The organism is Sunxiuqinia sp. A32 (assembly GCF_052690465.1).
In genome coordinates, this window is the sequence record NZ_JBQYLI010000012.1 from 110,987 (window position 1) to 137,360 (window position 26,374).

19 protein-coding genes and 3 tRNA genes are annotated in these 26,374 nt (G+C 38.3%); 3 read left to right on the forward strand and 19 right to left on the reverse strand.

The genetic code is table 11. From position 1 onward, the window contains the following. Nucleotides 1–139 precede the first annotated feature (139 nt). The gene (locus ACUNWD_RS13350; protein ID WP_445588322.1) at nt 140–349 is read right to left on the reverse strand and encodes a CCE_0567 family metalloprotein; all 210 of its coding nucleotides are present in this window, start codon (nt 347–349) and stop codon (nt 140–142) included. A gap of 327 nt (nt 350–676) precedes the next feature. Between ACUNWD_RS13350 and ACUNWD_RS13355 the strand changes: the two genes are divergently transcribed. Further along, nucleotides 677–1,162 (forward strand): hypothetical protein, encoded by a 486-nt coding sequence (locus ACUNWD_RS13355; protein ID WP_445588323.1) that lies wholly within the window; start codon nt 677–679, stop codon nt 1,160–1,162. 86 nt (nt 1,163–1,248) lie between these two features. Here ACUNWD_RS13355 and ACUNWD_RS13360 read toward each other — a convergent pair. The 6 genes from ACUNWD_RS13360 to ACUNWD_RS13385 all read right to left on the reverse strand — a co-directional run bounded on the left by ACUNWD_RS13360 (nt 1,249) and on the right by ACUNWD_RS13385 (nt 6,168). Beyond that, a tRNA-Gly gene (locus ACUNWD_RS13360) sits at nt 1,249–1,321 on the reverse strand. A 19-nt stretch (nt 1,322–1,340) separates the two neighbouring features. Next, nucleotides 1,341–1,426 (reverse strand) — tRNA-Leu (locus tag ACUNWD_RS13365). A gap of 61 nt (nt 1,427–1,487) precedes the next feature. Further along, nucleotides 1,488–1,560: transfer RNA gene (locus ACUNWD_RS13370), tRNA-Gly, on the reverse strand. 125 nt (nt 1,561–1,685) lie between these two features. Then, on the reverse strand, nt 1,686–4,268 hold the full coding sequence (mutS, locus tag ACUNWD_RS13375) for a DNA mismatch repair protein MutS (protein ID WP_445588324.1): 2,583 nt from the start codon (nt 4,266–4,268) through the stop codon (nt 1,686–1,688). Nucleotides 4,269–4,445: 177 nt separating this feature from the next. After that, a complete protein-coding gene (locus tag ACUNWD_RS13380) occupies nt 4,446–5,633 on the reverse strand; it encodes a lipoprotein N-acyltransferase Lnb domain-containing protein (RefSeq protein ID WP_445588325.1) in 1,188 nt (395 codons plus the stop codon). 115 nt (nt 5,634–5,748) lie between these two features. Beyond that, nucleotides 5,749–6,168, reverse strand: a complete 420-nt coding sequence (locus ACUNWD_RS13385) for a DUF1761 domain-containing protein (RefSeq protein ID WP_445588326.1) — start codon at nt 6,166–6,168, stop codon at nt 5,749–5,751. A gap of 137 nt (nt 6,169–6,305) precedes the next feature. Here ACUNWD_RS13385 and ACUNWD_RS13390 point away from each other — a divergent pair, with 137 nt between their 5' ends. Beyond that, nucleotides 6,306–7,421, forward strand: coding sequence for a PSP1 domain-containing protein (locus ACUNWD_RS13390; protein WP_445588327.1), 1,116 nt, complete (start codon nt 6,306–6,308; stop codon nt 7,419–7,421). Here the strand turns inward: ACUNWD_RS13390 and ACUNWD_RS13395 are convergent. The 11 genes from ACUNWD_RS13395 to ACUNWD_RS13445 all read right to left on the reverse strand — a co-directional run bounded on the left by ACUNWD_RS13395 (nt 7,410) and on the right by ACUNWD_RS13445 (nt 23,072). Beyond that, nucleotides 7,410–8,330 carry a mevalonate kinase family protein gene (locus ACUNWD_RS13395; protein ID WP_445588328.1) on the reverse strand — a complete coding sequence of 307 codons (921 nt, stop codon included), beginning with the start codon at nt 8,328–8,330 and terminating at the stop codon, nt 7,410–7,412. The two genes, ACUNWD_RS13390 and ACUNWD_RS13395, sit on opposite strands and share 12 nt — an antisense overlap. After that, nucleotides 8,330–9,367, reverse strand: a complete 1,038-nt coding sequence (mvaD, locus tag ACUNWD_RS13400) for a diphosphomevalonate decarboxylase (protein ID WP_445588329.1) — start codon at nt 9,365–9,367, stop codon at nt 8,330–8,332. Before mvaD ends, ACUNWD_RS13395 begins: the two co-directional genes overlap by 1 nt. 7 nt (nt 9,368–9,374) lie before the next feature. Then, entirely contained in the window at nt 9,375–10,298 is a 924-nt protein-coding gene (locus ACUNWD_RS13405; protein WP_445588330.1) for a GYDIA family GHMP kinase, read from the reverse strand. Then, the gene (locus tag ACUNWD_RS13410) at nt 10,288–11,604 is read right to left on the reverse strand and encodes a hydroxymethylglutaryl-CoA reductase (protein WP_445588331.1); all 1,317 of its coding nucleotides are present in this window, start codon (nt 11,602–11,604) and stop codon (nt 10,288–10,290) included. Before ACUNWD_RS13410 ends, ACUNWD_RS13405 begins: the two co-directional genes overlap by 11 nt. Continuing rightward, nucleotides 11,594–12,604 carry an isopentenyl-diphosphate delta-isomerase gene (locus ACUNWD_RS13415; protein ID WP_445588332.1) on the reverse strand — a complete coding sequence of 337 codons (1,011 nt, stop codon included), beginning with the start codon at nt 12,602–12,604 and terminating at the stop codon, nt 11,594–11,596. The genes ACUNWD_RS13410 and ACUNWD_RS13415 overlap by 11 nt, the downstream gene beginning before the upstream one ends. A gap of 114 nt (nt 12,605–12,718) precedes the next feature. After that, entirely contained in the window at nt 12,719–13,879 is a 1,161-nt protein-coding gene (locus tag ACUNWD_RS13420) for an acyl-CoA dehydrogenase family protein (protein ID WP_445588333.1), read from the reverse strand. Then, on the reverse strand, nt 13,876–15,882 hold the full coding sequence (locus ACUNWD_RS13425) for an acetyl/propionyl/methylcrotonyl-CoA carboxylase subunit alpha (RefSeq protein WP_445588334.1): 2,007 nt from the start codon (nt 15,880–15,882) through the stop codon (nt 13,876–13,878). The genes ACUNWD_RS13420 and ACUNWD_RS13425 overlap by 4 nt, the downstream gene beginning before the upstream one ends. Continuing rightward, on the reverse strand, nt 15,883–16,689 hold the full coding sequence (locus ACUNWD_RS13430) for an enoyl-CoA hydratase-related protein (protein ID WP_445588335.1): 807 nt from the start codon (nt 16,687–16,689) through the stop codon (nt 15,883–15,885). A 2-nt stretch (nt 16,690–16,691) separates the two neighbouring features. Then, nucleotides 16,692–18,251: a carboxyl transferase domain-containing protein gene (locus tag ACUNWD_RS13435; protein ID WP_445588336.1), complete on the reverse strand. Its 1,560-nt coding sequence runs from the start codon at nt 18,249–18,251 to the stop codon at nt 16,692–16,694. Between the two features lie 183 nt (nt 18,252–18,434). Beyond that, complete coding sequence (locus ACUNWD_RS13440) at nt 18,435–21,593, reverse strand: glycosyl hydrolase (RefSeq protein ID WP_445588337.1); 3,159 nt, start codon at nt 21,591–21,593, stop codon at nt 18,435–18,437. Nucleotides 21,594–21,641: 48 nt separating this feature from the next. Next, the gene (locus ACUNWD_RS13445) at nt 21,642–23,072 is read right to left on the reverse strand and encodes a hypothetical protein (RefSeq protein WP_445588338.1); all 1,431 of its coding nucleotides are present in this window, start codon (nt 23,070–23,072) and stop codon (nt 21,642–21,644) included. Between the two features lie 117 nt (nt 23,073–23,189). Between ACUNWD_RS13445 and ACUNWD_RS13450 the strand changes: the two genes are divergently transcribed. Next, a complete protein-coding gene (locus ACUNWD_RS13450) occupies nt 23,190–24,071 on the forward strand; it encodes an AraC family transcriptional regulator (RefSeq protein WP_445588339.1) in 882 nt (293 codons plus the stop codon). On the opposite strand, the gene ACUNWD_RS13455 is transcribed toward ACUNWD_RS13450, so the two are convergent. After that, nucleotides 24,072–26,339 carry an alpha-L-rhamnosidase-related protein gene (locus ACUNWD_RS13455; RefSeq protein ID WP_445588340.1) on the reverse strand — a complete coding sequence of 756 codons (2,268 nt, stop codon included), beginning with the start codon at nt 26,337–26,339 and terminating at the stop codon, nt 24,072–24,074. Nucleotides 26,340–26,374 lie beyond the last annotated feature (35 nt).

The following is a 26,374-nucleotide window of genomic DNA, read 5'->3' on the forward strand; positions in this document are numbered from 1 at the left end:
ACCAATTTTCATGTTGTAGAACATGATTTAATAAAAATACGATGCCTCCTTTAGAATTTATTCATGTTCTAAATAAGGAAAAGAGTATATGAAGTAACATGATCGCCGAAACGGATACTTTTCTCTTGTTTTTAACTCATTAAGCGCTTTTCATTTTTTCCAATTCAATCTTTTTCTCTTTCCATTCCTTACAAGCAGCATAAGTCTCTTCTGCAAACTCCGGAATATCTTCAAAATCTGTCAACAATCTATCTTCAATCAGATCATGAAGATCACTTGCTTTTTGACTTGCCTTAAACTTCAACTTATTTACCAGGTTTTCTTGCTTTGCAATTTCTTCTAAACTCATAACTTTCAATTTTTATATTCCCATTTATTCGCTCAGGTAAATTCCATCTTCTACTTTTAAAAAAAAAGATTTCGATATACATTACAAGAAGTATGCAAAAAATGCAACCCATTGAAAATGAATATTCGAATTTTGAAAATCACACAAAAATGTAATTTTCTCCAATTACAATCTACATTTTGGTAGTGTATTCAAGCACACGTATTCAGAAAAAGGCATACAGAATAAGAAGAGGTATATCTTTAATTTGAAAGTGACATTTAATTTCACAAAACAATTGCTTATCTTTTGCTCCTCATTTATACTCAATAAAATCAAAACATGATTATGAAAAAAATCATTCAGTCTTTACTAATCGTAACAATTTTGATAGCAGGGGTTTCAGGCTCTAAATCTTTCGCCCAAAAATCTAAAACCCAGAGTAACAAACCTTACAGACACATTCTTTTAAGTGTTGGATATGCGCCAGATAAAGAATTCAAAGCTTTGAAAGGCAATATCATGCTCAATAATCTTTTGCTAAAAAGATTTGGAGTTTATACATCATTTGAAGGAGGCATAGATGATTATTCTCAAAGTATTTTGGGTGCCACCTTTGGCATAAATAAATATTTGTTTTTATATGGAGGTATTGACCTTGCTGATAATGAAAAACTTTCGGACATCGAGGTTGGAAAGGGATCAACAAGGAAGGAAGCTGGTATTGGAATCACTCCATATAAATTTACAGCAGCAACTTTAGGATGGTCTAAAGGAGTTGGATTTACATTCACAGTTGGTATAAACATTCCACTATTCGACAAAAGACCTTAAAACAAACACAATCAGCAATAATGCAAAAAGCACCTCACAAAAGTGAAGTGCTTTTTTTATATTTTAAAAGTTGGTCTTTGCTTACGAGCGAGAAACGGGACTCGAACCCGCGACCCCGACCTTGGCAAGGTCGTGCTCTACCAACTGAGCTATTCTCGCGAATACTTTCAAAAGAAAGTACCCGGGGCGGGACTTGAACCCGCACGACCGTGTATGGTCATTGGATTTTAAGTCCAACGTGTCTACCAATTCCACCACCCGGGCATCCTATTGAATGAGTAATCTCAGCATATTGGACAAGCCAAAACCGAAAATCTCAAAACTGAGCGAGAAACGGGACTCGAACCCGCGACCCCGACCTTGGCAAGGTCGTGCTCTACCAACTGAGCTATTCTCGCATTTCATTTAAAAGAACAAACTGTTTCCATTCCTGAAAACAGCGATGCAAATATATTGCTAATTTTTCTTTCTCCAAAAATAAATATTTAAAAATTCGAAGTAATTCAATGAATATTGAGCCAACTCATTTTAAGCCAGATATTTTTTTGATTTCATTTAATTTATTTAAGGCTTCAATAGGGGTCAGATTATTGATGTCCAGGTGCTGAATTTCATCTCTAATCTGTTTTAGCACGGGATCATCCAACTGGAAAAAGCTCATTTGAAAACCTGCTCTCTTCTCCGCCATGCCATCCAACGGCTTCGCCAAACTATCTTTCCGGTTAGCATCTTCCAATTGAACAAGTATTTCATCCGCTCTATTGACAACAGAAGGCGGCATCCCAGCCATTTTTGCTACATGAATACCAAAACTATGATTGCTTCCACCTCGAACCAACTTCCTTAAAAAGATTACTTTATTTCCAACCTCCTTGATCGTTACATTATAATTCTTCACACGAGAGAACGACTTTTCCATCTCATTAAGCTCGTGATAATGTGTAGCAAACAAGGTTTTCGCTTTCGAATGAGCATGTTCATGAATAAACTCAACAATAGACCAGGCAATGGAAATCCCATCATATGTTGATGTTCCCCGGCCTAATTCATCCAGCAAAATAAGACTTCGATCTGAAAGATTATTGAGAATACTTGCAGCCTCGTTCATCTCAACCATGAAAGTTGATTCGCCTAGTGAAATATTATCAGATGCGCCAACCCTGGTGAAAATTTTATCGACATAACCAATCTTAGCCTCAGCTGCAGGAACAAAAGACCCCATTTGTGCCATAAGCACAATTAATGCAGTTTGCCGAAGAAGAGCAGATTTACCAGCCATATTAGGCCCCGTAATTATTATAACCTGCTGTTCGTCCTGATCCAATAAAACATCATTGGGAATGTAAGACTCACCGATGGGCAGCTGTTGTTCAATTACTGGATGTCGCCCGGTTTTTATATTGATGACTTTTGAATCATCCAAGTCTGGTTTGTAATATTCGTTTTCAACGGCACAAGTCGCAAAAGACAACAGACAATCCATTCGGGCAATTACTGCAGCATTTAACTGGATTGACTGTATATATTCAGATAAAGCAACGACTAACTCATTAAAAAGACGCGCCTCCAATGCCATAATTTTTTCTTCGGCTCCCAGAATTTTACTCTCATATTCTTTTAGCTCTTCAGTAATATACCTTTCAGCATTCACCAAAGTTTGCTTCCGAATCCATTCTTCCGGAACTTTATCTTTGTGTGTATTTCTTACTTCAATGTAGTAACCAAATACATTATTAAAAGCAATCTTTAACGATGAAATTCCTGTTTTTGAAGATTCCCTCTCCTGCATTTGAGCCAGGTAGTCTTTCCCGGAAAACGCAATCTTTCTTAAATCATCCAGTTCTTCCGAAACTCCAGACCGAATTACGTTTCCGCGATTAATCAGAACAGGTGGGTCATTGGTAACTTCTTTTTCAATGCGGTCCCGAATAGTGATACATGGATTAAGCTGCTCCGCCATTCGCTGGATAACTTCATTTTCACAACTACTTCCATAACTTTTAATGGGCTCTATAGCTTTAAGGGCATTCAGTAGTTGCACTACTTCTCTCGGATTAATCCTACCAACGGCTACCTTTGAAATAATTCGCTCTAAATCCCCAATTTGCCGAATGTGCTCAGACAGTTCTTCCTTTTCACTTTCATTTTGAACGAAATATTCGACAACAGAAAGACGATCATTAATGGCTGCAATTTCTTTCAACGGAAGAGCAATCCAACGCTTTAGCATTCTGGAACCCATTGGAGAAATGGTTTTATCCAACACTTGGGCTAGCGTTTTTGCACCTTCGTTTATAGCTCCAAACAATTCCAGATTCCGGATTGTGAATCGATCTAACCAAACATATTTATCTTCCTCTATTCTGGACAAATTAGAAATATGCTGAACCTGATGGTGTTGAGTTAAATCGAGGTAATGCAATATGGCACCTGAAGCAATTACTCCATAGTTAAGGTCGTTAACTCCAAAACCTTTTAAGGATTTAGTCTCAAAGTGACGCAACAACCTGTCCACAGCAGCATCTTCCGTATACACCCAATCGTCCATGGTATAGGTGTAAAACTTACCACCAAATTGAGCAATGAAATCATTTCCTTTTCCTTTCTGAAAAAGAACCTCCTTAGGTTTGAATGAATTGAGAAGTTTATCAATGTATTCGAAACTTCCCTCAGCTGCTAGAAACTCGCCGGTTGAGATATCAAGAAAAGCAACACCTGCCATTTTTTTATCAAAATGAACGGACGCCAAAAAGTTATTTTCCCTATGTTCCAGAATATTATCGTTGATTGAGACACCCGGAGTTACCAGTTCAGTAATCCCGCGTTTAACAATCTTTTTTGTCATTTTAGGATCTTCCAACTGCTCACAAATAGCAACCCGCTGCCCCGCCCTTACCAGTTTTGGGAGATAGGTGTCTAAGGCATGATGTGGAAATCCCGCCAACTCAACATAGCTAGCTGCGCCATTGGCTCTTCGTGTAAGAGTAATCCCTAAAATTTCTGCTGCTTTAATTGCATCCTCTCCAAAAGTCTCATAAAAATCACCAACGCGAAATAATAAGACTGCGTCCGGATGTTTGTCTTTGATAGCATAGTACTGCTTCATCAAAGGAGTTTCAACGTATTTTTTTGATTTTGTCAAATCGAGTCCAGGTTTAAATTCGAGTGATCAACAAAGATAAAGCTTGTGCTTACATGAAAGAAAAACTACACTCATTTGTTCAGCGAAACTTTTCAACAAGTTTTTAGAATTCTTCATAAAATTGCAGACACCTCCACGCCATCACTGTCTTTTCTCTCTAAATAATCTAAAACTTTGGAAAAGCGATCGGGTCAACATCATCAAAGCGATCAAGTAAAACCCAATATGAAACGCCTGAGGAATCATATAATTAAAAGCAAAAAATAGAATCAACCATACTGAAAGTGCTTGCCAATACCACTTTAAAAGTGGTCTCCATTTCTTAACAAGCCAAAATCCCATAAAAAAAAGATTTGTTGGTACCGCCCACCACATATTATAATTGGGATGCATAGCTGGATGTTCAGAGAAAGTAACAAACCAAAGTGTTACCAAACCTATTAATCCAGTCACAAACAGCAATATATAATCCAACAAGAAATTTATTTCTTGTTGCGATAATTGCCGATAAGTGTAGTAAAATACAATCAACAAACAGATGGATAAAACTACAAATGGAGATAATAAATTGATTCCGCCTTTTTTCTTGTCGCTGACTTCATATATCAGATTAGTCTCCTTCACTAAAGGTTTTGTTTCATCTCCCATTCTGATCTTAGCATCTGCAAAATGCTTCATCAGATAATCTGGCAAGAACATTTCTTCATAGGTCGAAGCAATTTTATCAGCCGGAGTACCCAATGTAAGTTGAATTCCAAAGTTAGTCCAGGGTAGAATCTTCTGATATGCAGTAACAAGTTTACGGAAAGTTAAATTCTGCCCACTATCCTTTGGAAAAATGATAGTTCCATCTATCTGGTTCTCTATCACATCCCGCACACGAGTTGCACAATTATCATAGAAGAAATTATAGCGATACTCTCTGTTTTCTGGTTGGGCATTCTCGATTAAGAAATCAAGTAGACGTTGTTTTTCAGAGTGGTTTAAGTTCAACACTTGCTCCGTTATGCTTCGTCCCCGCTTTTTATACCCCTCATAAAAATCACTATATCTCTCAGGAGCTAACAAATAATCGGTTCGACCTTTTGCAAAACGGTACACAAAATTAGGAGCACTAAAGTTAAACACCCCATAATTGAATACTACATCAAACCTTCTACGCTGATCATTCACCCGAATTGCCGTATGTCCATATATGGCATGTATTAATTCACTTTTGCCACAGGTAAGAACACTAATTTCTGCATCTTCACTCAACTGAACAGAAAAACCTTTCTGTGGAAGTGAAAACAAGAAAATAGCGATAAATAGATAAAAAATTTGCTTCACAATGTTTTTTATTCAAAAGAAATAAAAATGCAGGTTTATTCCCTCTTCCTTATCAAAATTTTATAAAAAAAGCTGCCTGGGAAAAGACAGCTTTCAATGTTTAGTTAAATCCTGACTATTGCCAACCACCAATAATAGCCCCCATTATAATGTAGCAGACCAAATCATATCCGGCATTAATCAGAAAAAGAGAAAATTTTTGCCTTTCAAAAAGCACGTTATTGAGTTTTGCCGTACTAATCCAAAAAACGGCAATCATGACTCCCGCAAAAATCCCAAAGCTTAGGGTTGCAGAAGTTCCTAAAAACATAGCCAGCGATATTGCTGCCAGCAAATACACAAAAAAAGAAGTTCCAAAAATTACGGGCATCGGCAGCCCTCCTTTTAAATTTTCTTCTGTAAATCCATTTAATCTCATCCAGGTTTTCCCAAACAAAAAAGGTGAGTACCAAATACTCCCTAGCACCAAAGTACTGAGCGCAGCAACCAAAATTGCCCAATAGTTCAAATTTGCAACCACATTTGATAAGTCCATATTTTTCAGTTTAGTTCCACGAAATTTGCAATTTTCAATTTACAAAATTCTCCGCGCATATCCTTATTTAGATTGAATTAAAATAGTTATTGCGCTTAATTTTAGATAATTTTGTCTGAAATTATAAAGAACGAAAAATGGGATGTAACGGATGCAGTGCAAATCTTGAAGAAGATCGCACTCAAATGCTTGGAACACACGATTGGCTCAAAGATATACCAGACACAAGTCACTTAAGTAACATTGTTGAAGTTCGCTTTAAGGGAACTCGGAAGGAGTTCTTCAAAAATAAAGATGGACTTCCAATTAAAATTGGCGATCAGGTGGTAGTAGCTTGTTCTCCCGGGCATGATGTTGGTGTGGTTTCGCTAACAGGAAAGCTGGCGGAGAAACAATTTGAACGGAAAATAAGAAAGCCAGAACGGTACCAATGGAATATTATCTACAGAAAGGCAACACTTTCTGATAAACGCAAATTGGAAGAAGCTCAAAAAAGAGAACAACCAGTTATGATTCGGGCCAGGCAAATAGCAACCGAACTTGAATTAAATATGAAAATTGGTGATGTTGAATTTAGAGGTGATAACTCAAAAGCAATATTCTATTACATAGCTGATGAGAGGGTTGACTTCAGAGAATTGATTAAAAGATATGCCCGAGAATTCCGGATCAAAGTTGAGATGAAGCAAATTGGCGCCCGACAGGAAGCCGGACGCGTTGGCGGCATTGGTTCTTGTGGTCGTGAGCTGTGTTGCTCAACCTGGAGAACTGATTTTTCAAGCGTTACTTCGGATGCTGCTATTCAACAGGGGTTATCTCCAAATGCGGAGAAAATGGCTGGCAAATGTGGTAAGCTAAAATGTTGTTTAATGTACGAACTGGACACCTACCTTGAAGCACAGGAGGATTTTCCAAATGAACTTCTCACACTGGAAACAGAAAAAGGATACGCCAAACATTTCAAAACAGAGATTCTTAGCAAGAAAATTTGGTACACCATCGAGGAAAACTTTGGAAATAAACCTTTTGTTATTGGGTTAGAAGATGTTAAAAAGATTATTCAACAAAACAAAAGAGGAATAAAACCATCAATTGCAAAATACCTGGTAACACCCGAAGCTCCGGAAAATGAAATGAGTGTTGGCAGTTCTGATATTCCTACTATTGAAAAGAAAAATTCACAGCCAAAGAGACGATTCAAAAAGAAACGCCCGGTAAAAAGAAATAACCAACAACGGCAATCAGGAAACTAATTTTAATGAAGGGTAATTAAAGTTAGGCGATTTACCTTTGGGAACAAAAGCTAGCAAAAATCCGCCACCACCTGAGCCAAGTAACTTGATAAATATTTGCTGATTTCTCACCTCACCTATTTTAGAGGAAAAATCAGCAGGAATCATCTCTTGAAAATGCTCAACCTGAAAGTCCACGAATTTTGGAAATAGTTCCATTAAACGATTGGTATCTTCAGCAATAAAAGCGTCAACCAACTGGTTGTTTAATGGCAAATATTCCATCGTAAAAGATTGCTCAAATGCAGGATTTTGCATTTTTCGCTTAAACAATCCGACCAAAGGTCCAGTCGGACTGGTAATATTTGTATCAATTAAAAATATAGATACTGATCCCAAATCAGGATTTAATTCGGGCAACGAAACTTTATTATTCTCAACAAGCACTGGTCGATCTAAAAAGGAAACCAATGGATCTAAGCCTGAACTTGTTCCGTGAAAATAACTTTCCATAATGGCAAAATCATGTTTCAGCGCATCCAACAAATCTTTTTTATATATGAGTGACTTGAAATCCTGATGATAATAACTGTAGTGATCGAAAATAGCGGCGCAAAGTGCTCCAGAGCTTCCAACCCCATACTGATGTGGAATATCTGAATTAAAATACAATCCTTTTTGAATGTCCTTTTCTATTTGAGGCAAATTCAACGGAAAGTTCATCTGATCGTTTAAATGCTGATGAGAATAGTAAGAAACAAATCGATCAATCTCCAGCAAACTTTCAGATTGCCTACTATTTGAATCCAGCGATTCACTACTAAACTCTAGCTTTCCACCAAACAAATGAAAGGGAAGTGTCAACGCCTTTGCACCATACAATAATCCATATTCACCAAACAGCAATACTTTTGCCGGAAATCTTTTCATCACTCCAATTTTTCTGGTCCTTCTCCAATTCTATCATCCATCCACTGCTCATTTTCCAACAAACCCGTTAATTCAGTTTGAATAAAGTCTCTCACCTGCGTTCTATTCTCCTTAAAATAAAGCAGGTGAATATTGGGTCCCGCGTCAATAGTAAAACCGACAGGGGTATCGGTTTGTTGCCTAAAAGTACGTATTTTTTCGATGATAATTAAACTTTCGGCTTTTAACAGGACAACCGAAGGAGATGAACTCATCATGAGAGCGTGCAAAGTAAGAGCCTCATTTTCTACGATTTCAAAAAATGTTTTTACGTCCCCACTTTTCATAGATTCTAAAATCGTCTTCAAATTCTGATTTGCCTGTGCAACTCGATTCTCTTTAAATGGATGTTGATTCATAAGCTCATGACCAGACGAACTTGAAACTTGCTTTTTACCTGAGTCAACCAATAAAACGGCATCCATCAATCCCTGAAATTGTGGATGTATTTTTTCACGAAATGGGATTGCATTCCGATCAGTAGTTCCCTCAACCTGCCCAGACTTTCCCCATAGCGCAAAACCGGAATATATCGAACGACAAGCGCTTCCACTCCCTGCCCTCGCCATTCTGGAAGCAGTTTCGCTGAAAACCTTTTCATCAACTGTAACTTCCTGAACTTTCATGGATAAATCTGTAAGACACAACGCCAGTGCACCAAATGAAGAAGCAGAAGATGCAATGCCTGCAGAATGTGGAAAAGTATTTTCACTCTCAATAAGGAAAGAATAATTTTGCATCCAAGGGTAATCCAACTTCAATAACTCAAGGTACTTTCGAACCCGTTCCCCGAAAGGTGATTCCTTTCCTTCAAACAAGAAACTAATTTCAGGCTTACTGGATTTTTGGATTGAAACTGAAGTCTCTGTTCTGGATTTTTGCAGACTAAAACTAAATGATGGATTTATTGGCAATTGCCCCGGCCTTTTTCCCCAGTATTTTACTAAAGCAATATTAGAAGGGCAAGACCACTTAGCCCTATATCTTTCTTCGACCATATTATTTCTATTTCCTTTTTAAAACTAAATCGTTCCACTTGAAGATGAGTGCATAACCTCTTTCTTCGAAATATTGCTGAACTGAGCTTTCACTTTCATTTGATGCCGCAAGGAAAAAATCGCCTCCCCATGCACCCAGAGATTTCAGCTCTCCTTTAAAATCACTAAAAAGCCGATTCTTAATCGGCTCAACACCAATCTTTAAAGACACCAATTCTTCATGTTCCCGTATCAACAATTGAAAATCACTCAATGTTTTACAAGAAGTAAATTGTTTGGTTAATTCATTCATTTGCTGAAGTTCACTTTCCGAAATTTTATTTTCCTGTAAAAATTGGGAAACGTCTCCCAATGTTGCTTTTTTGGAACCAGAATACACAAAGTAAAGCGGATCAAGAAATGGATAATCAAGGTCAATTGGCTCAATACGGTGATTTTGCTGATACAAGATTGGCCCTTCAGCAAACGCACAGGCAATGTCAAAACCAGAACCTTGGAAACAATGTTTGTTTAGTTGAAAAGGGTCAACCGATGCCCAACTGGCAAGGTTATAAATCAAAGTACTACTACTCCCAAATCCCCATGCCGGGTCAAAATCCATTTTTGTTTCAAAAGAGATACCTTCCCGAAATTCTATCTCTGGGTTTAATAGTAAAATTGTACTAAATATTTTAGACAGGGTCTTCGCTCTTTCTGAATCTGATGTTTCTATGATTTCGAATCCAGGAACTTTCAATTTACAGGAGAACCAGATTCCATCCTGGGAAAAAGCTTTCCAACTAAGATGACCAGAATCATGAGTCGAGCAAACTTCCATAGTCTGACCAAAACGAACGGGTAATGCGATTGATTTGGCTCCTTTCAGAACAAAATACTCTCCCGTAAGTAATAACTTACCATTGGCACGGTATGATTGTATACTATTTGGCATTTCCTTTCAAAAACTCTTCAACGGCACTTTGTGAAACCGCTTTGTCTTGAAAGTAATCGCGAACAGCTTGTTTTTGTTCATTAGTAAGTTTAAAAGCATGCAGAATATTGCTTAAATGCATCTTCATATGACCTTTTTGAATTCCAGATGTTACCAGCGCATTTACAGCCGACCAGTTTGACGCCAATCCTGCCACAGCAATGTACGACATCAATTCAACAGCTGATGGATTTTCCAGAATTTGCATAGCCAATTTTGCCAGGGGATGCAACGTGGTTACACCACCAACGACACCAACTACCATTGCAACTTCCATACTGAAAATAAACTGCTCACCACGAATTTCGGCTTCACTCAAACCCACATATTTACCGTTTCTAGCTGCATAAGCATGACCGCCAGCCTCCAACGCACGAAAATCATTTCCCGTTGCAATTGCCAACGCATCCATCCCATTAAAGATGCCTTTATTGTGAGTAACCGCCCGGCTTACATCATTTCTTGAAATATGAACAGCACGAACGAGTTTATCGGCAAATGCTCTTGCTTCTTCCATATTATCCATCAAATCGGCTACGGGACATTCCACCCAAACTTTTACACGGCTATTAGGAACATAATTGGAAAGGATACACATGATAATCTCAACTTCTTTTTCAGCCCCAGTAAAATCCGGTTTCCGTTGAAAAAAGGCCTGCAAACTTTGCCCAAATTGCTCCAGACAAGAATTAATGAAGTTCGCTCCCATCGCATCTCGTGTATCAAACGACACATCTAATTGATAATAATTAGGCAATATCCCAGGTAAATAGTTGAGTTCAATATTTAATACACCCCCACCTCGCTTTTCCATTTTTTGCGTAATCGGGTGTGCCTCATTCACTAAAAACTGTTTGATTTCAGGAAAAGCATGCTTTATTTTTTCAGGATTTCCAGCCCATTGAAAATGAACCTGACCTTTCTTTTCTGCTCCTAATATTTCAGTGCGGAATCCTCCTCGTTTTGCCCAATATCCAGCAGCCTTTGCAAGTGCTGCCACTACTGAGCTTTCCTCTATAACTAATGGAAATACCTTCAAATTCCCATTCACTTTAAAATTAGGGGCAACGGTAAATGGAAGATGATAATTAGACAAACAGTTCTCACTCAATTCACTAATTATAGACTGCAAATCAAGATCATCCAACTCAAATTTTAGAAGTAACGACTCTACATTATCACTCAGATTTAACTCATCTTTGAGCCACCTGATCTTTTGCTGTTTGGTCCATTTCGAAAATCCCGATATGGTTTTATTACTCTTCATGCTTAAGTTTCACTCGTAAAAAGGCTTGAGCAAGTTGAAAGGCTTTTATTTGATTGGAAATATATTCCTGAAGTTCAGCATATTCCCCGGTTGCTTTTTTCAAAACAGATGAAGCCATTCCATAAACGGAATTCAGTTGGCTTAAAGAAATTAGGTAGTAACCATCCAGGTAATTCTTAACTCCACCAGAAATAATCAGCTCCTTGCATTTAATCTCGTCCATCTCATGAATAAGCTTGTTGACAGAGCACACCATTTGTTCGGCGGTTTGACCGACATATGCAAATGGCTGATATAATTCAAATTGTGCAGGATCATCGCGAAGCAACTCCAATTTAGAAAAATTGGTTCCTCCATAAGCGGCAAATTCAATAGCAGCCAATGGTAATTGGAGTAATCTTTTCAGACTTTTCTCACCCATTCCCTGCCCCACTTCTTTTACAATGACAGGAATATCAATTCTGGATAAAAGTTCCTCAATAATTTCAATCGGAGGCCTTTTAATTTGATCACCTTCCGGCTGAAACCACTCTTGTAAAGGGTTTACATGTACAACTAGACCATCTGCACGTAGATTGCCAACCAAATCCTGAATCGCTTTTTCACTCTTTTCATCCAGAGATGATTCAATTTGAGCAATTCCAAGGTTTGCCCATAACGGCCGATCATTTCCTATTACGTCCCGAACATCAAAATCATCCCAATGAGTTTTATCGAAAAGTAATTTACGGCAAGATCCCAGCCCCATTCCAAGCCCAAAATCCCGGCATGCTTTTGCAATATTTCGATTGATTGTTTTTGCAATACCAGTACCTCCAGTCATACTGGAAATCCAGATTGGTGCATTCATTGTTTTCCCCAGAAACTGAATTGGACTCAGTTTCTTGATTGGATGACCAGACAACATTGGTTCATAAACAAACCGATGATCTTGTTCCAGTTTTGTAGTTTGTGAATCAAATGCCAATTGAATATGTTCGAGCTTCCGATCTTTTTCCATAATTTTTTGTAGAGGATAAAAAACAAATGTAAAAAATGCATTTGCCTAATCCCTAATATACGCTCAAATTTCTTTTATCTTGATCGCTTTCATCTTAATCGAAGTATCTTTTGATTATTCATCTTTCAGAACAGACCTGGAAATAACCATACGTAACACTTCAGATGAACCTTCCCCAACTGATAATAAACGTTGATCACGGAAAAATCGCTCAATAGGGAAGTCATCGTTTCGGAAAAAGCCGGCTCCACCAAAAATTTGCATCGCATCACCTGTAATTTCACTCGCCACCTGTGAGCAATACAGTTTTGCCATAGCCGATTGAGTACCAAAAGGAAATCCGTTGTCTTTCAACCAACAAGCATTATAAAGCGTATTACGTGCATTTTCAACTTTCATTGCCATATCAGCAAGCTTAAAAGAAATCACCTGAAAATCGGCAATGGCTTTACCAAATTGCTTTCGCTTTTTTGCAAATAAAACAGCCATTTCATAAGCACCCTGAGCCAAACCTAAGCCCATAGCTGCAATTGATAAACGTCCGGAATCAATTGTTTTTAACATGATTTTTATTCCTTGTCCACGTTTACCCAACATGTTTTCTGCAGGAATTTGCGAATCATTAAAGTAAATCATTGCATTATCCGCAGCTCTCCAGAGGAACTTATTTTTCATAAATTCGCGGGTATAGCCCGGTGTTCCCTTTTCAATTAAAAAGGTGGTAAATTCTTTTCTCCCATCATTCAGCAAACCTGTTTGGGCCACAATACTAATCCCCACAGAAATATCAGAGGCTCCATTGGTAATGTATTTTTTATGTCCATTTACCAGCCAACCATTTTCATTTTCACTGGCAACTGTTTGAACTCCTTGCGCATCAGATCCTGCATTCTCTTCTGTCAAGCCAAACGCCCAAAGTTGCTTAGCGGAACAAAGTCCCGGCAGGTATTTTTTCTTTTGAGAATCAGTCCCAAACTCTAAAATAGGGCCAACACCAAGTGAATTGTGAGCAGCCAGCGTTGCTGCAACCGAGCTATCAACTCGTGCAAGCTCCTCAACTGCAATTATGTATGATAAATAATCGGAACCCTGCCCCCCAAACTCAACCGGTGCCTGCATTCCAAACACCTGCAAATCAGCCATCGACTTTATTAATTCAACGGGGAAGTCTTCATTCGCTTCGTAATCACCAATAACGGGCTTTACTTTTTGTTCGGCAAAAGCTCGTACTCGCTCCCGAATTTGGTGATGCTTTTCTTTCAAGAGTGCATTCATGCGTTGATGGTTATTTTATTTTCTACTTCAAATTCAATCAATAGTTGTTTGTCATGAACCGTGGATCCTGCCTCCACAAAAACATTCTTCACAACCCCTTCTCCCGGACTCAAAACCCGAAATTCAGTTTTCATCGATTCAATAATCAATAACAACTGATCTTTTTCTACCTGCTCTCCAGGCTTGACCGTGGTTTCAACTATTTTACCGAACAAATCGGCATAAACATGATAGCGCTTTTCATCTTTAAAACTTTCATGCTTTCGTTTCAAAACAATCTGTTCCATCAAATGGTTGCTTCGGACCTTAAATTCGTGCTCTTTGTACTGAACCCACGTTTGTTTTTGCGTGTCAGCAACAACTACTGTCGTTGTATCATTATCCAATTTAAAACTATAACCATTTTCTTGAGGAAGCATTTCAGTAATTGAAATCGGAGATCCTTTTATCAGAAAATTCAATCCCTCAATCTGATTTTTAAAACTGACCTTTAAGGGTTTCTCGTCCACAAAAATTAGTAGTTCCTGAGCAATTCGCCAGTATCCTGAATTTCCCCACAAATTGGTTGTTTCATTTTTTGGAAATACAAAATGGTGCAAAACATAAGCAATCACGGGGATCAATTCTCCAAGTTGTTGTCGCTCACTTACTAATCCACCTTTTAATTGTTCAATTTCATTTTCGACAAAACGCGTATTAATTTCATTTTTGATGAAACACTTGTTTTTGATGATTTGTTGAAGAAATGCCCAATTTGTTGTAATCCCAGTCAATAAAAATTCATCAGCCGATTCTTTTATTCTTTCTAACACAGTCTGGCGGTTTTTATCCCACACCACCATTTTTGCGATTAAAGAGTCGTAATTTGAAGACAACTTCATGCCTTCCGAAACAAAACTTTCAAAGCGAAAACTCGACGAATTTGGTGTTCTAATTTTTTGAACAACTCCGGAAGTTGGCCGGAAATTTTCCATCGGATTTTCAGCACAAATCCGAAACTCCATTGCATAGCCATTTCTGACAATTTGTGACTGATTCAAAGGCAATTTAGCCCCTGCTGACACTCTGATTTGCCATTCAACTAAATCCAGCCCCGTTATCATTTCAGTTACAGGATGCTCGACCTGAAGACGCGTATTCATTTCCAGGAAATAGAAGTTTTCTTCGTCATCCACTAAAAACTCAATTGTACCTGCACCTCGGTATTTTATCGCCTCCGCAATTTTCAACGCTGATTGATAAAGTTCTTCCTTTAATTCTTTTGAAATAGAAATTGAAGGTGCCTCCTCTATTATTTTTTGATATCGGCGCTGAATGGTACATTCCCTCTCAAAAAGATGAATTGCATTTCCTTTCCCATCACCAAAAATCTGCACTTCAATATGCCGAACATCTGGCAAATATTTTTCGACAAAAACATCATCATTCCCAAAATATTCCAACGCCTGACGCTGTGCTTGCTTCATTGCATGAGGCAAATCTTCCAACTTTTCCACGACAACCATCCCTTTCCCTCCTCCACCAGCAGATGCTTTTACAAGCAATGGGAAAGACAAATCTTGCGCAAAATCAGGAATATTGTTAATACTTCCTTTAATTCGAGGAACGATCGGAATATTTAGTTTTTGGACAAAGTCATTGGATTTATTTTTCTCCCCCATCAACTCTATTTGAGTTGAACTGGCACCGATAAACGACAGCCCTGACTTTTCAACTTTGTCAGCAAATACAGCATTTTCTGATAAAAAACCGTACCCGGGATGAATGGCATCTGCACCAAGTTTTTTTGCTATCTGAATAATAAGTTCCTGATTGAGATATGTTTTATTCAGAGATTTACCTTCCAATAAAACAGCCTCGTCTGCCAAAGAAACATGTAGTGATTGATGATCATCAACCGCATAAATGGAAACAGTTCCAATCCCCATCCTCTTTGCCGTTCGAATGATACGAACCGCGATCTCTCCGCGATTGGCAATCAATATTTTATTGAAAATCCCCATCTAATTCTCCTCAGCTTTAAACACCCTCCAACTCGGAGTTCTTTTCTCCAAAAAAGAATTCATTCCCTCCTGTCCATCGGGAGACAAAACTAAATCAGTAAGAACAGCTGAAGTATATTCTCCACTTTCTACAGTTACCTCACCAGATGCAACTTTCTGCAGCATCTTTTTGCAAGCTTTCAAAGCATTTGGAGAAACCTGGATCAAACCTTTAACCAAGTCATCCACTGTCTCCTGAAGCTTTCCATCCTCACTTAAAAAATCTATTAAACCTATCAACTGAGCCTCTGTTGCCCAAAAGCGCTCTCCTGAATAAAACAGCTTTTTTAAGTTTTGAATAGAAACCCTTTTCGCAACAAAAGGCATGATGGTAGCGGGGATCACCCCCAATTTAACCTCGCCAAATGCAAAAGCTGTAGATTGCTCCGCAACCGCAAAATCACACGCAGCTACAATTCCGTTTCCTCCTCCCAAGACATTTCTGTGAGCAGCAGCAATAGTTACCTGTGGCATTTCATACAACCTTTTAAGAAAGTTCGCCATTTGAAGGTACTCTTCCCAATTCTCGCTCTTACTTTTTTGTATTGAATTGGAGAACCATTCGATATCTGCTCCTGTACAAAATGAAGATCCTTCCCCTGATAATACAATAAACCTTAATTCATCCACGCCAGATAATTTTTCCAATGCCTCATTCAGTTCAACAATCATGTCAGTGAATAATGCATTGTGCTTATCTGGTCGGTTTAGAATTATATCTGCCCGGACCCCATCAACTTTTAATTTTATGTATTTATAAACTTTCATATTTACATTCTGAATATTCCATATTTCGTCTTTTCCATTTCCTGATTGAGTGTAACCGTGAAAGCTAAACCCAGAATATCTCTGGTATCAACCGGATCAAAAATTCCATCATCCCAAATTCGGGAAGAACTATAATAGGCAGTACTTTCGTACTCAAATTGTTCGATTAATTTATCCGCTGCTTCCTGATTTCCGATGCTCTGTAATACACCGGAAGCTTGTTCTCCTCCCATTACAGAAATCCGGGAATGGGGCCACATGAATAAGAAGTCCGGATCGAAAGCTCTACCAGCCATAGCATAATTTCCGGCCCCAAAAGAACCGCCAACAACCAGCGTTATTTTGGGAACGGTAGCATTAGCCACAGCATTTATCATTTTAGCTCCGTCGCGGGCAATCCCTTCATGCTCGTATTTTTTACCGACGATAAAGCCGGTAATATTTTGCAGGAACAAAATTGGAATCTGACGTTGACAGCACAACTGTATAAAATGTGCACCTTTCCGGGCACTCTCCGCAGTTAAAAAACTATGGTTACCAACAATACCAATTGGAATTCCATGAATTCGTGCAAAACCGGTGACTAAAGTTGTTCCATAATTCGACTTGAACTCCTGAATTTCACTGCCATCCACTAATCTTTCAATAATGGCTTTCATGTCAATTGGCTTTTTCAGATCGACTGGAAGTAACTTATACAAATCTTCTGATGGATAAAGTGGATCAACTGTTTCTCGAATATCTAAATCTTGTTTTGGAACTTTTGCCAATCCGGCAACAATCCGCTGGCAAATTTTCAATGCATCAACATCATCCTCTGCCAAATGATCAGCCACTCCTGAAACGAAAGTATGAACCTCTCCTCCTCCCAATTCCTCAGCAGAAACTTCTTCCCCAGTAGCCGCTTTCACCAAAGGTGGTCCGCCAATAAATATCGTCCCCTGATTTCTGACAATAATCGTTTCATCACACATCGCTGGAACATAAGCACCACCAGCGGTACACGACCCCATCACCACCGCAATTTGAGGTATCCCTTCGGCAGACAAACGTGACTGATTATAAAACACTCTTCCAAAATCAAACCGATCGGGAAAAACGTTAGCTTGTTCCGGCAAAAAAATACCACCCGAATCAACCAAATATATACAAGGAAGCTTATTCTTTAAAGCTATTTCCTGGGCACGAACATGCTTCTTAATTGTCTCTTTAACATAAGTGCCGCCTTTTACTGTAGCATCATTGGCAACAATCATACATTCGTGACCTTGAATCATTCCAATTCCAGTTACAATACCGGCTGATGGAAAACTATCATCATACTGTCCAAATGCAGCAAAAGAAGAAAGTTCCAGGAAGGGAGTTTTAACATCAATAAGAATATCAATGCGCTCACGCGCAAGTAATTTTCCTCTCTCACGATGTTTCTCAATCGCTTTCACCGGGCCATGAGAAGTCACTTGCTTTACTTTTAACCGATAATCAGTTAAAATAGCATCAAAGTCTATGTTCTCACTTTTCTCTTCAGATAACTTCTTCGTTTTTCCTCTTTTTACAGTCATTTTAAATAGATAATAGATGACTTGAAAATCTTCTATTATGACAAAAAAAACGAGGATATGTTCAATCTTTTCGGGGAAATGTTCATCAAAACATAGACAAACAAACTAATTGCTTTTTTCTGTACAGAGAAAAGAACTTCCAACCAACTGAATGTACACTTTTGGCTGGAAGTTCGTGATATCTTATTCGACAGTTAGAATATCAAACGGCTCAAACAATCCATAATCCTGCAAATACATCCCTGCCAAACCTGGTTGTTTCTCAGGAGCATAATTCCACTCATGTGGTCCATGTATCCATTTATTATTTGGATGATAAAAGTACCCAAAAGTATTTTTCAAACTACCCGTCACAATAATCTCAATTGAATTATCTCCAGGCTCAATTTGACTTGAAACATCCAGTTCGTAAGGAGGAAATGCAATCACTCCAGCCTTTTCACCATTCACCAGTACATCACAAATGGTCCCATTCCAATCGTTTAGTCTTACAGAATAGAGGGCTCCCTCATCTGCCTTAAATACTTTTTCGTAGGATACTTTATCAGAATAATAAGGCATTCCACTATCAATCCAACTTCCTGTATTTATACCTTTTGGGTTCGTTATCTCAAAGTCCACATTTGTTGAAGACAATGAAAAATCTCCAAGGATGTAGACTGGCATAACTTCTGCAAATACAGACATTTTTGAGGCCGTTAGTGTGATTTGATTTTCTCCTGTTTTAACAAACTCTCCAATTTCAAACACAGGAAACTCCCGATCAATCCAGAATTCACCCTGCGTTGGAAGTACAATTTCCCCATTTATTGCAACACTCCACAATTCAGGTCTTTCGACTACCGCTTTCAACTTCTCACTGATTTCAGGAAACGTGTTTTCAGCAACGTGAAAATGATAAGTCACCTCAAAACCGGAATCGTCGTTAAATAGAGTATCCAAGGCCAGATAGTCTTTTTTATATTGAATTTTATGTTGCCATGGATTTGCAAATTCAACTCCATTTTCTACAAAAAGTTCATTCAACGCTTTCATAAAATGAATTCCTTTCTTCGCCGAATTATTAGTTTCTATATCCAGATAATCAATTGTCAAGACATTGTCAGACAATCGTTTGATTTCCATTTCTCCAGTAGAAGCAAGTTTTGAAAACTCTTTTGATTGAACTTCCATTTTTGGGAAATTTTCCTTTTTGTCAGAAATGAAAAACAATGCGCTTTCAATTGGCAATAGTCTTGTTTTAAACTTAATTCCATCGACTGTTTCTTCCGAAGCAATTAGGTTCTGTTCCCCTGTAAAAAGATTAATCTGAACGACTGACTTTCCGTTTGCTTCAATATCAGCAGAAGCTGTAGCAGTTTCACTTGAGTTTACCAATAAAAGCAGTTCTCCATCCTTTAAAATTCGTCTCTGATGAAATAACTCCTTATTTTCGGAAATGTCAGAAATTGAAAATCTTTCAGTTTTAAATAACGCTGAAACTTTTTTATCGTCAACCGATTCAACTGTTTCCCATTGAGATGAAAATTTTTCCTGCAATTCAGAAACCAATGGACTCAATTCTCCGTCTAAGCGCTCTATATTCTTTCTGAATGACAAAACTTTTCCTCCCCCTTGAAGGAACTCTTCCAATAGTTTAAATGTATATTGATCAATGTTCTCCATCTCCTTAGGCAATACTAGCAGTTCATATTCACAATGACCTACCTTTATCTTTCCTTTTTCAACCGATCCGATTTCCCTCAGGACTTTTTCAGATCCCAGATCATATTCAAAATGTTTTTGTTCAAGCTGATTCACGAAGTATTTAAAATCATGTTGAATATTATAGATCTCCGGATTTTTATTCATTCTTGAGAAATACATCCAAGCCGATGTATTTGGCTGCATCACCAATGTTCTATTAACTTGCTCACCTGCTGCTGTCGCCATGCTAATGCGTGCCAGGTAATCTCCCATTAGTTTGTAATTATCCCACCAAGGCTCATGATAAGAAAATGTGGGTGGATAATCGAATTTCCTAACGCCTTTCATCGAGTAATAAGAGAGATGTTGATTGACAAAATTCACTCCGAAAACGCATTGCCAATCAGCCAAACGTTTAAAGTTTTTGAAATCCATTTCATAACCCCCACCACCATAAGTTTCACTTAAGGTACGTTTTCTTCCGGCTTGATTTGCAGCACTGCGTAACTCACGAATGGCACGAGTGTTTCCAAACTGCCCTCCTAATCCATCGGGATCAAGATTACAGCCAAGCATATCAACTGCAGGCTGCTGATGCCAAATATAGAAAGCAGCTTCATCAAAACCATCCGTAGGCTCTGGCCAACCGTGCTCCCAATAGTGACCAGTCCAATCCAGCTCATTGGCTTCACAATATTCATAATTTGGTTTTGCCCAGCGATCGATGAATAATTCCAATAATAACTCATAATAATCGTGACGAACTTTTTTCCAATTACCTACTTCACTAACCAATGATGGAAGACTTGTTTTCAAATTGTATCCCCATCTTTCTTCAAAGGCACTCCATAAACCTAGAGTCCAACGTAAAACACTACCATGCGACATCGCAGCTTCAAGATTGGGTTCATCCGTAAAAATACCTTTCAATGTTTTCCCAAAATCTGCTCTATTATATTTTTCATATCCTTTCATTGTTATCTCAAGAAACTTCTCGGTAACCCCAGGATATAAAAGATCAACATAGGTAAAACCTCCATACCATTGCGATTTACCAGGGTAAGTTCTTTTAAAAAGATAATAGGTACCTGCTTGCCCAACTTCATTTTCATAGGTTTGTGTAATATCTTCAAATGTTGATTCCACTTGTTTGAGAACAACCTCAAATGAATCAGCCTTAGCTGGATTTAAAACTTCCTGTACTTCAAGACTCAGTCCAGAACCATGTTTATACGAATCTGGCATCTCTGCGGGTACATGCCCCCCTGCAAATCCGGATGGATAAGAATTCTCATCATATATCCAGACATTCATGCCTAATTCTTTTCCTTTTTGTACCGTATAATCAAAAAGTTGATGCCAATCATCTGAAATATATTCAGTAATTAAACCAGGACGGGGATGCACAAAAACACCTCCAATTCCAGCTTTCTTAAACTCTTCCATCTGGAAAGAAATTCCTTCTTTGCTAATGTTGTCATTCCAATCCCATAATGGTGCACTCCTATAGTCTGAAGGTGGATCGGCCCATAGCTTTTCAAGATTGGAATAAGAATTAATTCCTTCGGATTGCGATTCATTTTTTTGGCAAGAGCTTAAAAAACTACCTGCAGCAAACAGAATGAACAAAACTGTTATAGAAATCGAATTTTTCATGATTGGTTTATTTAATTCTCAGTATTTCATTTTCACAAACATCTGTCACTAGCAAATTTGAACAACATCAATATTGAGTAGAAAAGCAAGCTTTTCAATTTTGTCTGCAATATGCCCAACTCCAATAGCACAATGATGTGCAGGCCCTTGCTTTGACCATTGATCCATAAAATTGCGTGCACCTATTGTAAACCGATATCGACTATTCGTATTGCCAATATGCAGGACAGGACCGGGGACAGATTCACCCTCAGCTACCAGAAGAAATATTCCGTCTGATCCTTCAACTACTGAAAGAACAGTCACTTTGCCATGCTTTACAGACATTTGAATAGATAAACCTTTCCCAGGCTTCCCGTGATAAACTGGTAGAGGAACCAACTGAACCTGGCTTTCAGCAATAGCGAAATGTGCAGGTCCGTCATGCCCAAGCATCACAATATCATCATTAAAATCCATTGCATAAAACTCAGAGAAAGTGCCTCCTGCCCCAAATGAATCCATAATTTTCATGGCCTGTGCATTCTTCACTTCGCATTCACCAGCCACGGGTACATTTTTCCCCGTCAGCAAAGTATTCCCGGCAATGACGGAAGTAACGATATCTTCATACTCGTTTCCATCTATTCCTTCGTAATAGTAAGCCATTGATCCAAGCTGATGCTTTTCAACTAATTTATCAAGTGCCACAGACGTTTTCGCTGCACGTAAAACCTCAGATGCCTCACAGCTCTCCGAGACATCAAATGTCTTATGAAATTCCTCGATCTTTAATTTGACTTCTGATTCGTTTGCTTCATCCCTGTATTTTTTCAACTCACACATTTCCAATAATTCAATATGTGTCCCAAAAGCAGAAGACTGCTGAGTTAAATCAGTATACACATCGAGCATCCCGTTATAATAATGGCCAAGAATCCCCAAACGATTGGATCGCATTACCTCCGCAACGTGAGTGGCATCGATCCATTGATTAATTTCGCACCAGGCTTTTTCATCATCAAGGTACCCGGTTACAATCTCATATTGAATAGCGGAACGATTAAATACATTAGCAATTTCAGGTACAGAACATGCCTGACAATGAGCGAGCCATTCTCCAGTCATTTTTCCAAGATCACCCAATTCGTTAAAAGCATGATAATCAATTGCGGAAACAGGTTGCAGGTTTAGTATGATAATCGGCACTTTCAATTTCTGAGCTACTGGCAGAACGGTAGATGACAATGCATAAGTTGAAACATAAAGAAATACAATATCAACATCACTCTTTTTGAGGAATTTCCCTGCCTCCTGAGCTTTCTTTGGAGAGTCAACCAAACCAGCATCAAAAACAGTTACCCCGCGTTCCTCCATTCTTTCCTTGATTATTTTTTGATAACCTATCAATCGATCCAGAAGTCCATCAAATTGTTCCCAATAAGTATCTAATCCGATTCCAAACAAGCCTATTTTTGTTGATCCTTCAATCAGTCCCATATTTTTGACCATTAATAATTTTAATTCTTTTTTTACTCCCAACAAATTACTAGCATTTTATAGTCATTTCATTTTGATATTTGACCAAATACCTTTAATTTTTGACACTAAAAATAAATGAGCAACAAAACTGAATTCCAAGATGTTTTTTACCCGGCAATTCATGAAGCTGATTTTAAATGGGGAATTGTTGTTACCACCGTTGGATTGCAATCTGTTGAACCAAATTCCCAATATCCGCCCAAAGGACATCCTCAAGGATATGCTTTTACCCCTAACAAGGGAAGAATTTTAGATGAATACCAGCTGGTTTATGTGAGCAAAGGAGAAGGTAGTTTTTCAACAAAACAAGATAAAAAGGTCAAGCTCAGGGAAGGAAGCCTTTTTCTTCTTCACCCAGAAATATGGCATAGTTACAAGCCAGATTTATTGAATGGCTGGGATACCTATTGGGTTGGGTTTAAAGGACAATATGCTAAGCAAATGATCGAACAAAGTAATTTTGAGAAGCAAAACCCGGTACTAAACATCGGCTACAAGGAAGAGGTAGTGGGATTATTCAGGAAGATAATGGATAGCGCAAAGAGAGAAGAACCAGGCTCTCAGCAGTTAATGGGAGGCATCATTTGTCACTTAATTGGCTACTTATTCCAATTCCAAAAAAATGAAAATTTTGGTGACAAAGTAGTCATCTCAAAAATAAACAAGGCAAGAATGATAATGAGAGAAAAATTTGCAATTATCTCTCCTGAAGAAGTTGCCTCTAGACTAAATATCAGTTATTCTTGGTTTCGAAGGGCATTCAAAGAATATACAGGATTTGCTCCAGCTCAATATCTCTCCCAGTTGAAAATACAGCGCGCAAAAGATCTTCTGGATCACAGCCCGCTTTCAATCAAACAAATTGCAGATGAATTGAATTTTGAATCGCCAGATTATTTTTCGGTCTACTTTAAACGAAACACTGGTTTGGCTCCTAGTCAATACAGAAATAAATGATCAAAACTTGCTTGCAATAATCAAATAGCTCCCACTTTTTAAACGAACCATATTTCGTGACAGTCCCAGATAATGGATTACATTTTCAACATCAGCATTTTGACCGTTTACCTTCAATATACTTAATTCAGAAGGAATTAAAACTAAAGCTTCACTATTCCCCTGGATGGAAAGCTCCATTTCCCATTTATTTTCATTTGATTTTAGGTTACATGTAATTGCACCTCTTATCGTCGGTAGTTTTAATTCAATATTTTCTAATGATTGTGGTTGAGGATTAACTACGAACGTTTTAAATCCGGGCTCAAGTGGTTGAATTCCCATCATCCTTCTTGGCAGTATATTCCCCGGTGCTGCCCCCCAAGCATGATTCCATGTTAGATTTGGTTTATAATATTCATCCCATGCTTCTGTTGTCATTGTTGAGCCAACATTCAGCATATTCAACCAACTCCGCTTACTTTCAGATGTCATCAATTGCAAAGCATATTTTGCCTCACCTGCATTATACAACGCTTCCAGAAAATACTGAGCTCCGTAAACACTGCAAGCCATCCCTTTCGTTTTGAGATAATTTGCCACTGATTTAATATTTTCCTGCGGAACCAAATTAAAGGCAAGTGGAAACATATTCGCATGTAAACTTGCATGATCAGTCCCAATTCCATCCGCAAAGATTCCTTTCTCTGTGTCAAACATTTTTTTCATAATGCTGTTTTTCACTTTCTCAGATTGCCGCTTATAGAACTCTTGATCATCATATTTCTCCAAGGCTCCGGCAATCTCATCCATGCACTTTAATGCATAATAATGGAAAGCGTTAACAACCGTATTGTACTCTGTAAATACATACCCATCACGCTCACCTTCGGGAGTTGCTCCGGCATTGGACGCTTGTTTACTTCCAGTTGGAGTTCCTGCTGGCCAATCCACGATATCTCTAAAATTTTCTCCATCAAAATGAATGCTCTCCAAAAATGACGGAGTTGCCTTACCTGTTCGAGTGCTAATTAATCCATCCTCACCGGCTAGATCAATCAATGTTTTCTTCTTCAGATCATCATAAATTAGCACCAGAAATTCCTTATCTCCGGTATACATGTAATGCTCTCGTGCCATCATTACCGTGTGCATTTGCCATTCGGTTGGCCAGGAGGCATGCGAAACTAAAAATGCAATGGTATAGCGAGCTGCCGAAAACTCCCGATCCACTGAATAATGCCCTAGTTGCTGAATGTAAGCATCTGCCTCATAGGGCATCCTTTCGCGGTTACCATCACAATAGACCCCTAAAAAGGGAGTTGCCTTCAATGTATATTTACACAAGTCCCAAACCTTGTTGAGCTTGTCATTTGAACAACTAAAGGATGAAGCATCATCATCAAAATAATAAAATAAAGCCTTCTGTTTGATGGATTCTATACTAATTGCGTCATTTGGATTCACCTCAACATATCGAAAAGGAAGCACCTCCGGATAAAAGGGTGGCAACTTCTGACTATGAGGATATCTTGCATGATGCCGGGGAATTTCAACTTCGTAAGTATGAGTCCCCTTTTTTATGGGCATCTGATACTTAAAAAATCCAATATTAGAAACTCCGGGATTCTTATTTACCGTAAAATCATTATTCTTACGCTCTCCCAAAAAAACAGTCAATGTATCATTGATACTCGAAGCAACAGATAATTCAAGCGTTGAAAAAGCAGCTTTTCCAAAATCAGCAAACCAACTATTCTCAGCTGTTTTCTTAAAAACAACCGGATCAAGATCCTGATAACTTGCTTTTTGTCGATCTTCTGCAACCCAGTCACCATCCAATTTCACCCAGTTACTTTGTCCGATCCACTCATCTGAGCCACCATCAAAATTACCTGTATTAAACTTCTGAGGTGAGCTAAATTCACTTTCAGTCCCATTGCTATTCCATACTTTTACTTTCCACCAATATGAAGAATTCGGATGGAGTTGCTCCCCCTGATAGGTAATATTGATCGAATTAGCTGAAATAATCTTTCCACTATTCCAAAATTCAGCGTGTTTCGAGTTCAGATTGTCAATAGACGAAGCAACAAGTATTTGATAGGCAGATTGCGAGACACCCTCCATAGGGAAAACCCATCCGAATTCTGGTTGTGAATCTGTAATTATTGCTTCTTCTGGAGCTCTTAATAATTCAACCAACAATCCCTCTGGCTTCGATAAATTCTGGGACGATACAAGAAAAACGGATATCAAAAAAACGATAGTTGTAACAGATTTGATCATCGGTTCGGAAAGTGATTGGTTATTTTTTACCGAAA